The sequence below is a fragment of the Streptomyces sp. NPDC039609 genome (assembly GCF_055596705.1).
The window spans coordinates 13,203-24,612 of sequence record NZ_JBVIUJ010000014.1 but is presented as its reverse complement, the minus strand read 5'-3'; the positions used below and the strand labels follow the sequence as shown (position 1 = coordinate 24,612).

The following is an 11,410-nucleotide window of genomic DNA, read 5'->3' as shown; positions in this document are numbered from 1 at the left end:
CCCGGAGCCGCCCACTCTACCGGGCCAGGAATCCGGAGGTCAGTGCTCCGTTGAGGAGGGGTCGGCAGAGGTGACCAGTTCGGTCAGTACGCCGTGGCAGTCCTTGGGGTGCAGGAAGGTGATGCGGGAGCCCATGGAGCCGGTCCTCGGCTCGTCGTAGAGGACCCGGACGCCCTTGGAGCGGATGTCCGCGGCGTCCCCGTCGACATCGGCGGTGCCGAAGGCGATGTGGTGCACTCCCTCGCCGTTCTTGGCCAGCCACTTGCCCACCGCGGAGTCCTCGCGGGTGGGCTCCAGGAGCTGGAGGTACGAGGCGCCGCCGTCGGAGGTGTCGTTGATCTTGAGCATGGCTTCGCGGACGCCCTGCTCCTCGTTCACCTCGGAGTGGAACACCTCGAAACCGTAGGTCGCACGGTAGAACTCGACGGTCTTGTCGAGGTCGAAACAGGCGATCCCGATGTGGTCGATTCGCGTCAGCATTTCTCCAGTGCAGCGCTCCGGCCATGGTTACGCAACGTGCGCGCCGTCACACCGGCTGGCCGGTGACCAGCCGCGGCACCGCTCAGTACATTGGCGGTAAACCCTCGTTCACTCCTCATCTCAAGGGGCTGTGCCTCATGTCTGGAACGACCGGTACCACCTCAGTGATCGTCTCGGGCGCCCGCACGCCCATGGGACGGCTGCTCGGTTCCCTCAAGTCCTTCTCCGGCGCGGAGCTGGGCGGCTTCGCCATCAAGGCCGCGCTCGACCGGGCCGGCATCGGCGGCGACCAGGTGCAGTACGTGATCATGGGCCAGGTGCTCCAGGCGGGCGCCGGCCAGATCCCCGCCCGCCAGGCCGCCGTCAAGGCCGGCATCCCGATGAACGTCCCGGCCCTCACCATCAACAAGGTGTGTCTGTCCGGCCTCGACGCCATCGCCCTCGCCGACCAGCTCATCCGCGCGGGTGAGTTCGACGTGGTCGTCGCCGGCGGCCAGGAGTCGATGACCAACGCCCCGCACCTGCTGCCGAAGTCCCGCGAGGGCTTCAAGTACGGTGCCATCGAGATGCTCGACGCCATGGCGTACGACGGCCTGACCGACGCCTTCGAGAACATCGCGATGGGCGAGTCCACCGAGAAGCACAACACCCGCCTCGGCATCGCCCGCCCCGAGCAGGACGAGATCGCCGCGCTGTCGCACCAGCGCGCCGCCGCCGCGCAGAAGAACGGCATCTTCGAGGCCGAGATCACCCCGGTCGAGATCCCGCAGCGCAAGGGCGAGCCGGTCGTCTTCTCCAAGGACGAGGGCATCCGCGGCGAGACCACCGTCGAGTCGCTCGGCAAGCTCCGTCCGGCCTTCGCCAAGGACGGCACCATCACCGCCGGCACCTCCTCGCAGATCTCGGACGGCGCCGCCGCCGTGGTCGTGATGAGCAAGGCCAAGGCGGAGGAGCTGGGCCTGGAGTGGATCGCCGAGATCGGCGCCCACGGCAACGTGGCGGGCCCGGACAACTCGCTCCAGTCGCAGCCGTCCAACGCGATCCAGCACGCCCTGAAGAAGGAGGGCCTGGGCGTCGAGGACCTCGACCTCATCGAGATCAACGAGGCGTTCGCGGCCGTCGCCGTCCAGTCAATGAAGGACCTGGGCGTGACCCCGGAAAAGGTGAACGTCAACGGTGGCGCGATCGCCCTGGGACACCCGATCGGCATGTCCGGCGCCCGAGTGGTGCTCCACCTGGCCCTGGAGCTCAAGCGGCGCGGCGGCGGCGTCGGCGCGGCGGCGCTGTGCGGCGGCGGCGGTCAGGGTGACGCTCTGATCGTTCGCGTACCCGGCAAGTAGTCCCGGAAGCAAGGAGCGGTTGAACATGGTGGACGTCCCCGAACTGGTCGCCCAGGCACGGGAGGGCCGGCCGCGCGCCGTGGCCCGGCTGATCTCGCTCGTGGAGGGGGCGTCCCCGCAGCTGCGTGAGGTGATGGCGGCGCTGGCGCCGCTCACCGGTGGCGCGTACGTGGTGGGCCTGACGGGCTCGCCCGGCGTCGGCAAGTCCACGTCGACGTCCGCGCTGGTCGCCGCCTACCGGCGGGCGGGCAAGCGGGTCGGCGTCCTGGCCGTCGACCCCTCGTCCCCGTTCAGCGGGGGAGCGCTGCTCGGCGACCGGGTCCGGATGTCGGAGCACGCCTCCGACCCGGGCGTCTACATCCGCTCGATGGCGACCCGCGGCCACCTGGGCGGGCTCGCCTGGTCGGCCCCGCAGGCGATCCGCGTCCTGGACGCGGCGGGCTGCGACGTGATCCTCGTGGAGACGGTGGGCGTCGGGCAGTCGGAGGTGGAGATCGCCTCCCAGGCCGACACCTCGGTGGTGCTCCTCGCTCCGGGCATGGGCGACGGGATCCAGGCCGCGAAGGCGGGCATCCTGGAGATCGGCGACGTGTACGTGGTGAACAAGGCGGACCGGGACGGCGCGGACGCGACGGCCCGTGAGCTGAACCACATGCTGGGCCTGGGCGAGGCGCGCGGGCCGGGCGACTGGCGGCCGCCGATCGTCAAGACGGTCGCGGCGCGCGGCGAGGGCATCGACGAGGTCGTCGAGGCGCTCGAGAAGCACCGTGCGTGGATGGAGGAGCACGGGGTCCTGGCGGAGCGCCGCCGGGCGCGTTCGGCGCGCGAGGTGGAGACGATCGCCGTCACGGCGCTGCGCGAGCGCATCGGCGATCTGCACGGCGACCGCCGCCTGGACGCGCTGGCGGAGCGGATCGTGGCGGGTGAACTGGACCCGTACGCGGCCTCCGACGAGCTGATCGCGAGCCTGACGGGCAACTGACGCGACGCACGCGAAGAAGGCCCGGTACGCCGACGCGTACCGGGCCTTCTCCATGTCGCTACGGCTTGCCTCGGCGGCCCCGCAGCTGCTCCGCCACCGGCTTCAGCGACTCGTGGAGGTCGCCGAGCGCCTCGGAGCTGAGCTGGTCGATGAAGTGCTTGCGCACCGATTCGACGTGGTGCGGCGCCACCTTCCGCATCGTGTCCATGCCGTGGTCGGTCAGGACCGCGTACAGGCCGCGGCGGTCCGACTCGCAGTTCTCACGGCGGACGAGCCCCGCGTTCTCCATGCGGGTGATCTGGTGCGAGAGCCGGCTCTTGGACTGCAGCGTCGCGGTCGCGAGGTCGCTCATGCGCAGGCGCCGTTCCGCCGACTCCGACAGATTCACCAGAATCTCGTAGTCGTTGATGGTCAGGCCGAAGGGCTGGAGGTCCTTCTCCAGCTGGTACGTCAGCATCCTGTTGACGTCCAGATACGTGCGCCATGCACACTGCTCGGCGTCGTTGAGCCAGGGGGTGGCCGTCTCGGTCTCCATATATGGATTCTACCTAAGAAGTTGAATGCTGGACGAAATGAGGGAGTGTGACGCCGGGCACCCGGAGCCCCGACGCGGCGGGTGCGGAGAATCGAACGGCGCTCGACGCCGTTCGATGACGTCACACTCCGCAGACTACCGGCTACAGCCCGAAGCGACGCTGGAGGTCCCCGAGCTGACCGGGAAGGCGCGGTACGGATCCGCCCTGACCATGGCCGGAACCGAGCGGTCCATGGCCACCCGGCACCCCTGCCTGCGCCGGCGTCTGACCGATCGCCCGTTCGGCCATCAGCAGCTCCGTCGACTGGAGCAGTACCGTACCCGCCCCCACGAACTCGAACTGGTGCTCCTCGCCCGAGGTGCCGCCGATCCCCGTCAGCGCCCGTACGCCGCCCATCACGCCGGTCATGTAGCCGTGGTCGTAGTGGTGGCACGGGGACGGGCAGTCGGCCCAGCCCACCAGCGCCTGCGGATCCACCCGCATGGGCGGCTCCATGAAGACCACCGGCCCGTTGGACGCCGCCACGAACTTGCCCGTGCCGATCAGGGTCACGAACCCCGGCACGATCGACTGCTTCAGCGCCAGCGTCGGCTGGTACGCCAGCAGATTGCCCGAGCGGATCGTCAGATTGCCCTCGTCCAGGTCGAACGAGTTCACGTCGAAGGCCCGGTCGGCGAGCAGCATCTTGCCGCTGCCCTCCGCCACCACCCAGTCGCTCGCGTGCAGCGGTGAGTGGAACGACGTACGGACCAGACGGTCCAGGCGGCCATGGCCGATGCCGTTGAAGTCGATCCGCCCGTAGTAGGCGATCATCTTGCCCTTCTGCAGGAACCACTGGGAGCCCTTGAGCTCCACGCAGAAGGTGTACGGATTGACGTTGTCGTCGGACGGGAGCGAGTGCGGGTCGAGTACGACGGGACCGGTCACAGCTTCTCCTCCGACGCCTGCACGTACACCGCACCACTGCCGCTCAGCTCCAGCTGGAACGCCTCGCCCGAGCCGCGCCCCACCATGTCCCGCCAGCCGAGCGCGGTGGAGAGCTTGTTCCGTACGTCGCCGTGGTGGGCGACGTACGCCTGCGGGTCCACGTGGACCGCGCGTCCCGGTGTGATCGGCAGCTCGATCACACCGCCGTGCGCCATGACCGCGACCGCGCCGTGGCCCTTCAGCGTCGTCGTGAAGAGGCCCTGGCCGGTCACCTGGCCGCGCACCATGCCCATGACGCCGCCCTGGGAGCCCATGAACATCGTGCCCTGCTCCAGGGTGCCGTCGAAGGCGAGGAGCCGGTCGGCCTCGACGAAGAGGGTGTCGCCGGTCAGCTGGATCACCTGGATGTGGTGGCCGCCGTGCCCGAACATCACCGTGCCGTTGCCCTCGACGGTCATCAGCGGGGTCGCCTCGCCCGCCACCCGGCGACCGATCATCGACATCACACCGCCCTGGCCACCCGCGATGTTCGGCGTGAAAGTGACGTCGCCGCGGTACGCCAGCATCGCGCCGCGCTGGCTGAACATGCGCTGTCCAGGCACCAGCTGGGCCTCGACCATCTTCGAGTTGATCTCGCGGAACGGCATCAGACGTCACCCCCCACCGTGTTGCGCTCGCTCGGCTGTACGTAGACGAGTCCGTCGCCCTCGAAGCGGATCTGGAACGCCTCGCCGCCGCCCTCGCCCAGGAAGGTGCGGAAGGTCACACCGGACTGGAAGCTCTGCTGGAGGTTGCCCTGGTGGGCAACGTACGCACCGGGGTCGACGGAGAGCGGGTACTGCGGCGTCACGCGCAGCACCACCGCCGGGCCGTCCGACATGATCGCCGCCTGGCCGGTGCCCTCGATCGTCGTCGTGAAGAGGCCGTTGCCGGTCGCTCCGCCGCGCAGCCCGGTGAAGCTCGTGCCGGTGCGCAGCCCCGCGTCGGTGCAGAGCAGATTGCTCGCCTCGACATAGAGCTTGTCGGCGTGCAGGGAGACGAGGTTGATCTCGGAGGCGCGGTCGGCGAACCAGCAGGTTCCCTGGCCCTTCACCTCCATCACCTCCATCTGCTCGCCGGTGAGCCGACGGGTGACCATGCCGCGCAGGCCCTCACCGCCGCCGGACATCTTCTTGAAGGCCATCTGGCCGTCGTACGCGACCATCGAGCCGTTCTTCGCCTTGACGGCGTCACCGGTCATGTCGACGGCCAGCACTTTGCTGCCTTGGAGTCGAAACGTTGCCACGGAGCGAGGTTACGGGGCCCCCGGACAAAGGGACAGCAAAGTCGGGTGCCACAATGAGGCGACGCTTGTGCATCCATTCACAAGATCACCGGCCCCCTCCCACCCGAAGGTGACCCCCGTGGACATCAAGACCGCCTCCTCCCTCCAGCGCCTCCGACTCGTCTCCGCTCCGGAGGCCGTCTCCTTCCTGCTTCTGCTGGTCTGCTCCGTGCTGAAGCGGACGACGGAGTTCAACGCGGTACCGGTCATGGGAGCGATCCACGGCATTCTCTTCATCCTCTACGTGCTCTTCTGGCTCGACGCCTGGAACCGCACCAAGTGGAACCTCAAGACGGCGGCGCTCTACTTCGTGCTCTCCGTACTGCCCCTCGGCGGCTTCTTCGCCGAGCGCAAGCTCAAGCGCGAGGCCGAGGACGCCGTCATCGCCTCCCGCGCCCGCCACGAGGGCACGGTGAACGCGTGATCGTCGCCTTCTCGGTCACGCCGCTCGGAGTCGGCGAGGAGGTCGGCGAGTACGTCGCCGACGCCGTCCGGGTCGTACGGGAGTCGGGGCTGCCGAACCGTACCGACGCGATGTTCACCTCGATCGAGGGGGACTGGGACGAGGTGATGGACGTGGTCAAGCGCGCCGTCGCCGCGGTGGAGGCCCGGGCCCCCCGGGTCTCCCTGGTCCTCAAGGCCGACATCCGGCCGGGCGTCACGGACGGTCTCGCCTCCAAGGTCGCGACCGTGGAACGCCACCTGGAAGGCTGAACACCCGCAGCGAAGCCGAGCCCCCGCCCCCTCCGGGTCGGGGGCTCACTCGTGCGCGCCGCCGGAGGCGGTCAGGGCGATGCCGAGCGGTGTGCGCTCGTAGAGCACCTGATGGCCGTAGCGGCGGGAGGTCAGCAGGCCGGCCTCCCTCAGTACGGACAGATGCGCCGACACGGAGGAGGGGGCGAGTCCGAGGCGGTGCGCCAGCGCGCTCGTACCTGCCGGATCGTCCAGGGCGCACAGCACGTCCGCGCGGGCCCGGCCGAGCAGCCGGGCGAGCGCATCGGGCGTCCGGTCGCGGGCCTCGGTCCACAGCCCGCCGATCCCACGCGCCGGGTAGACGACGGTCGGCTGCCAGGGCGGGTCGAAGCCGCTCACCACATCGGGCCAGGTGAAGACGGACGGCATCAGGACCAGGCCCTGCCCGTCCAGGGCGCGGACGTGCTCGCCGCGGTAGGCGACGGTGAGGGTGGCGCTGTCGGCGGCCCAGTCGAAGCCGGGGTGCAGCTCGCCGAGGAGACGCTCCAGGCCACCGTCGGCGAGCCGGCGGGAGTGGTAGGCGACATCGGCTTCGAGGAGGGCGCGCAGCCGGGGCCACACGGGCGCGATCAGGGCGTCCCAGGCGCGCTGGAGCAGATCGGCGAGCCGCTGGACGGCGCCCGCGGGGTCGGCGAGCATCCGCCGCCCCTCGTCGGTGGCCGCGGCGCCGGGGGTGTCGGCGAGGGCGCGCGCGAAGTCGTCCAGGGCGAGCGCGGGATCGGTCTCGCGTACGGCCGCGATCTCCTCCTCGAAGGAGGCGGCGGGCCCGAGGGGCGGCGGATAGAGGAAGTCCGGGCTGTGCCCGTGCAGGGGCATCAGCAGATGGAGCGGGCCGAGGTCGATCCCCTCGGCCGCGCCGCGGATCCGCCGCAGCCAGGGCAGGTGGTACCCCTGCTGCCGGGGCCGCGCGAGCACCCGCACGGCGGACTGCGTCTCCCAGAGCGGCGAGAGCGCGAACCGGATCCGAAGGGGGTCGGCCTCGCCGAACTGAAGGTGATAGGGCATGGCTCCCCACGAGAGATTCGGCTGGAGCCGAAAGTCTAGGGCGGGGGCGGTCACCGGGGTGAGTCTCGCCCCATGCCGAAGGAGAACCCCGGAACCACCCCTGCGCCCAGCGCAACACCCGACCCGGTCCGCGTGCCCGAACGGACAGCCGGCCCCGGCTACCGTGCCGTGTTCGCCGTGCGGGAGTTCAGGACCGTGTTCGTCGCGCACCTGCTCTCGCTGCTCGGGGTCGTCGTCAGCGAGATCGCGCTCACCGTGCTCGTCTACGACCTCACCGGGTCGCCGCTGCTCTCCTCGCTCACCTTCGCCCTGGGGTTCCTGCCCTATCTGCTCGGCGGCACCCTGCTCGCCGGTGTCGCCGATCGGTATCCCGCGCGGCGCGTGCTCGTCGTCTGCGATCTCGTCTGTGCCGGCTGCGTCGCGCTGATGGTCGCGCCCGTGACCCCCGTCGCCGGACTGCTCGTGCTGCGGTGCGCCGTCGCCGCCGTCGCGCCCGTCTTCAACGGGACCCGGATGGCGACCCTCGCCGACATCCTCGGCGAGGGCGACCTCTTCGTCCTCGGCCGCTCCCTCCTCCGGATCGTCTCGCAGAGCGCGCTGCTCGCCGGGTTCGGTGTCGGCGGTGTGCTGCTCACCGTCGTGCCGCCGCGCGGCGCCATCGCGATCACCGCCGTCACCTTCCTCACGTCGGCGCTGCTGCTGCGCTTCGGCACCACCGACCGTCCGGCCCGGGCGGTCGGCGGTGCCGGGCGTCAGGGGCTCGGCGGGACGTGGGGCGTCCTGCGCGACCGCCGGATCCGCGCGCTGATGCTCATGTTCTGGATCCCGCCCCTCTTCGTCGTCACCCCCGAGGCCCTCGCCGCCCCGTACGCCCGCGAGATCGGCGCCTCCACCGCCGCCCTGGGCCTTCTGATGTGCGCGATGCCCGTCGGCACCATCGCGGGCGAGCTCTTCGCCGGCTCCGCCCTCAGCGCCCGCGTGCGCGAGCGGATCGTCGTCCCGCTCGTGGCCGTGGGGCTGCTGCCCTTCCTGCTCTACGCCGTCGAGCCGGGCATCGCCCTCGCCGCCGTCGCCCTCCTCCTGGCCGGCGCCACCGGCGCGTACACCCTCGGCCTCGACGCCTGGTTCGTCGCCGCCGTCCCCGAGGAGCAGCGCGGCCGGGCCATGACCCTGATGACCGCGGGCATGATGACGATCCAGGGCGTCGGCATGGCCGGAGCCGGTCTCGCCGCCGAGTTCCTCCCCGTCCACCTCGTGGTCGTCGGCGCGGGCGTGCTCGGCACGGTCTGCGTCCTGGCGGTCGTCGCCGAGGTCCGTGCGACCGAAGTTCGAGACGGGGCTGACCACCATGTGACCAGTGGGTAAGGTCGACGCGTGCCGAAGCCGCTCAGTCTCCCGTTCGACCCCATCGCCCGCGCCGACGAGCTCTGGCAGAACCGCTGGGGGCCCGTCCCGTCGATGGCCGCGATCACCTCGATCATGCGGGCCCATCAGATCCTCCTCGCGGAGGTGGACGCCGTGGTCAAGCCGTACGGGCTGACCTTCGCGCGTTACGAGGCCCTCGTGCTGCTGACCTTCTCCAAGGCCGGTGAGCTGCCGATGTCCAAGATCGGTGAGCGGTTGATGGTCCACCCCACGTCCGTGACGAACACGGTGGACCGGCTCGTGAAGTCGGGTCTCGTGGACAAGCGGCCCAACCCCAACGACGGGCGCGGAACCCTCGCCTCCATCACCGAGAAGGGCCGCGAGGTGGTCGAGGCGGCCACCCGCGATCTGATGGAGATGGACTTCGGCCTCGGGGTCTACGACGCCGAGGAGTGTGCGGAGATCTTCGCGATGCTGCGCCCGCTGCGGGTGAGCGCGCACGACTTCGACGAGAGCTGACCCGAGGCCGGGCCCGCCCGAAGATCGCCCGGAACGTGCCGTTACGCTCGACGGCATGAAATCCAGCGTGCTGACCCGTTACCGCGTCATGGCGTACATCACCGCCGTCATGCTGCTCGTGCTCTGCACGTGCATGGTCTTCAAGTACGGGTTCGAGATGGGCGAGGACGTGACCTTCGCGGTCTCCCAGACCCACGGCGTCCTCTACATCATCTACCTGATCTTCGCCTTCGACCTGGGCTCCAAGGCGAAGTGGCCGTTCGGCAAGCTCCTGTGGGTGCTGCTGTCCGGGACGATTCCCTTCGCCGCGTTCTTCGTCGAGCGCAAGGTCGTCCGCGAGACGCTTCCGCTGGTCAGCGGCGCGCAGCCGACCCCGGTCAAGGCCTGAGGCACACCCCCGCACGGATGTGCGGGGGTTTCCCATCGACATTTACTAGGACGTCCTAGTAAATTTGAAGCATGGACGCTGACGCGATCGAGGAAGGCCGCCGACGCTGGCAGGCCCGCTACGACAAGGCCCGCAAGCGCGACGCCGACTTCACGACGCTCTCCGGTGACCCGGTCGAGCCCGTCTACGGGCCGCGGCCCGGGGACACCTACGAGGGCTTCGAACGCATCGGCTGGCCCGGTGAGTACCCCTTCACCCGCGGCCTGCACCCGACGGGCTACCGCGGCCGGACCTGGACCATCCGCCAGTTCGCCGGCTTCGGCAACGCCGAGCAGACCAACGAGCGGTACAAGATGATCCTGGCCGCCGGCGGCGGCGGGCTCTCGGTCGCCTTCGACATGCCCACCCTCATGGGCCGCGACTCCGACGACCCGCGCTCGCTCGGCGAGGTCGGTCACTGCGGTGTCGCCATCGACTCCGCCGCCGACATGGAGGTCCTCTTCAAGGACATCCCGCTCGGCGACGTCACCACCTCGATGACCATCTCCGGGCCCGCCGTGCCCGTCTTCTGCATGTACCTGGTCGCCGCCGAGCGCCAGGGTGTCGACCCGGCCGTGCTCAACGGCACGCTGCAGACCGACATCTTCAAGGAGTACATCGCGCAGAAGGAGTGGCTCTTCCAGCCCGAGCCGCACCTGCGCCTCATCGGCGACCTCATGGAGCACTGCGCGCAGGGCATCCCCGCGTACAAGCCGCTCTCCGTCTCCGGCTACCACATCCGCGAGGCCGGGGCGACGGCCGCGCAGGAGCTCGCGTACACCCTCGCCGACGGCTTCGGCTATGTGGAGCTCGGCCTCTCCCGTGGCCTGGACGTCGACGTCTTCGCGCCGGGCCTCTCCTTCTTCTTCGACGCGCACCTCGACTTCTTCGAGGAGATCGCCAAGTTCCGCGCCGCCCGCCGGATCTGGGCGCGCTGGATGAAGGAGGTCTACGGAGCCAAGACGGACAAGGCCCAGTGGCTCCGCTTCCACACCCAGACCGCCGGTGTCTCCCTCACCGCCCAGCAGCCGTACAACAACGTCGTACGCACCGCGGTGGAGGCGCTCTCCGCGGTCCTCGGCGGCACCAACTCGCTGCACACCAACGCCCTCGACGAGACCCTCGCGCTCCCGAGCGCGCAGGCCGCCGAGATCGCGCTGCGCACCCAGCAGGTGCTGATGGAGGAGACGGGCGTGGCCAACGTGGCCGACCCGCTCGGTGGTTCCTGGTACGTCGAGCAGCTCACCGACCGGATCGAGGCCGACGCCGAGAAGATCTTCGACCAGATCAAGGAGCGCGGCCGCCGGGCTCACCCGGACGGGCAGCACCCGATCGGTCCGATCACCTCGGGCATCCTGCGCGGCATCGAGGACGGCTGGTTCACCGGCGAGATCGCCGAGTCCGCCTTCCAGTACCAGCAGTCCCTGGAGAAGGGCGACAAGCGCGTCGTCGGCGTGAACGTCCACCACGGCTCGGTCACCGGCGACCTGGAGATCCTGCGGGTCAGCCACGAGGTCGAGTGGGAGCAGGTCCGCGTCCTCGGTGAGCGCAAGGAGCGCCGCGACGACGCCCGGGTCCGCGCCGCGCTGGACTCGATGCTGGCGGCGGCCCGCGACGGCTCCAACATGATCGGGCCGATGCTCGACGCGGTCCGCGCGGAGGCCACCCTCGGCGAGATCTGCGACGTGCTCCGCGAGGAGTGGGGCATCTACACGGAGCCCCCGGGCTTCTAGCCGTACGGGAAGGGGCGGT

Annotated in this window: 14 protein-coding genes; 8 read left to right on the top strand and 6 right to left on the bottom strand. The window is 70.1% G+C overall.

Features of this window, described 5'->3' with window-relative positions; all coding sequences use genetic code 11:
* Nucleotides 1-39 precede the first annotated feature (39 nt).
* On the bottom strand, nt 40-480 hold the full coding sequence (gene mce, locus ACZ561_RS32900; RefSeq protein ID WP_471002140.1) for a methylmalonyl-CoA epimerase: 441 nt from the start codon (nt 478-480) through the stop codon (nt 40-42).
* Nucleotides 481-617: 137 nt separating this feature from the next.
* Here mce and ACZ561_RS32895 point away from each other — a divergent pair, with 137 nt between their 5' ends.
* Together ACZ561_RS32895 and meaB are read left to right on the top strand one after the other, a co-directional pair.
* A complete protein-coding gene (locus ACZ561_RS32895) occupies nt 618-1,820 on the top strand; it encodes an acetyl-CoA C-acetyltransferase (RefSeq protein ID WP_376439422.1) in 1,203 nt (400 codons plus the stop codon).
* 25 nt (nt 1,821-1,845) lie between these two features.
* Nucleotides 1,846-2,802, top strand: a complete 957-nt coding sequence (gene meaB, locus ACZ561_RS32890) for a methylmalonyl Co-A mutase-associated GTPase MeaB (protein ID WP_329115802.1) — start codon at nt 1,846-1,848, stop codon at nt 2,800-2,802.
* Nucleotides 2,803-2,860: 58 nt separating this feature from the next.
* On the opposite strand, the gene ACZ561_RS32885 is transcribed toward meaB, so the two are convergent.
* From ACZ561_RS32885 to ACZ561_RS32870, 4 genes are all read right to left on the bottom strand, one after another.
* On the bottom strand, nt 2,861-3,337 hold the full coding sequence (locus ACZ561_RS32885; RefSeq protein WP_329115799.1) for a MarR family winged helix-turn-helix transcriptional regulator: 477 nt from the start codon (nt 3,335-3,337) through the stop codon (nt 2,861-2,863).
* Nucleotides 3,338-3,479: 142 nt separating this feature from the next.
* The gene (locus ACZ561_RS32880) at nt 3,480-4,265 is read right to left on the bottom strand and encodes an AIM24 family protein (protein WP_376439419.1); all 786 of its coding nucleotides are present in this window, start codon (nt 4,263-4,265) and stop codon (nt 3,480-3,482) included.
* On the bottom strand, nt 4,262-4,912 hold the full coding sequence (locus tag ACZ561_RS32875) for an AIM24 family protein (RefSeq protein ID WP_471002134.1): 651 nt from the start codon (nt 4,910-4,912) through the stop codon (nt 4,262-4,264). The genes ACZ561_RS32880 and ACZ561_RS32875 overlap by 4 nt, the downstream gene beginning before the upstream one ends.
* Nucleotides 4,912-5,550, bottom strand: coding sequence for an AIM24 family protein (locus ACZ561_RS32870; RefSeq protein WP_376439416.1), 639 nt, complete (start codon nt 5,548-5,550; stop codon nt 4,912-4,914). The genes ACZ561_RS32875 and ACZ561_RS32870 overlap by 1 nt, the downstream gene beginning before the upstream one ends.
* A gap of 118 nt (nt 5,551-5,668) precedes the next feature.
* Here ACZ561_RS32870 and ACZ561_RS32865 point away from each other — a divergent pair, with 118 nt between their 5' ends.
* The gene (locus ACZ561_RS32865) at nt 5,669-6,013 is read left to right on the top strand and encodes a DUF3817 domain-containing protein (protein ID WP_471002131.1); all 345 of its coding nucleotides are present in this window, start codon (nt 5,669-5,671) and stop codon (nt 6,011-6,013) included.
* Nucleotides 6,010-6,303, top strand: a complete 294-nt coding sequence (locus ACZ561_RS32860; RefSeq protein WP_376439410.1) for an MTH1187 family thiamine-binding protein — start codon at nt 6,010-6,012, stop codon at nt 6,301-6,303. Before ACZ561_RS32865 ends, ACZ561_RS32860 begins: the two co-directional genes overlap by 4 nt.
* Nucleotides 6,304-6,348: 45 nt before the next feature.
* Here the strand turns inward: ACZ561_RS32860 and ACZ561_RS32855 are convergent, their stop codons facing one another.
* Nucleotides 6,349-7,347: an ArsR/SmtB family transcription factor gene (locus ACZ561_RS32855; RefSeq protein WP_471002128.1), complete on the bottom strand. Its 999-nt coding sequence runs from the start codon at nt 7,345-7,347 to the stop codon at nt 6,349-6,351.
* A 72-nt stretch (nt 7,348-7,419) separates the two neighbouring features.
* On the opposite strand from ACZ561_RS32855, the gene ACZ561_RS32850 reads away from it, so the two are divergent.
* From ACZ561_RS32850 to ACZ561_RS32835, 4 genes are all read left to right on the top strand, one after another.
* On the top strand, nt 7,420-8,712 hold the full coding sequence (locus ACZ561_RS32850) for an MFS transporter (RefSeq protein ID WP_471002125.1): 1,293 nt from the start codon (nt 7,420-7,422) through the stop codon (nt 8,710-8,712).
* A 9-nt stretch (nt 8,713-8,721) separates the two neighbouring features.
* The gene (locus ACZ561_RS32845) at nt 8,722-9,231 is read left to right on the top strand and encodes a MarR family winged helix-turn-helix transcriptional regulator (RefSeq protein WP_376439401.1); all 510 of its coding nucleotides are present in this window, start codon (nt 8,722-8,724) and stop codon (nt 9,229-9,231) included.
* Nucleotides 9,232-9,286: 55 nt separating this feature from the next.
* Complete coding sequence (locus ACZ561_RS32840; RefSeq protein ID WP_471002121.1) at nt 9,287-9,619, top strand: DUF3817 domain-containing protein; 333 nt, start codon at nt 9,287-9,289, stop codon at nt 9,617-9,619.
* Nucleotides 9,620-9,690: 71 nt separating this feature from the next.
* Complete coding sequence (locus ACZ561_RS32835) at nt 9,691-11,391, top strand: acyl-CoA mutase large subunit family protein (protein ID WP_384527704.1); 1,701 nt, start codon at nt 9,691-9,693, stop codon at nt 11,389-11,391.
* Nucleotides 11,392-11,410 lie beyond the last annotated feature (19 nt).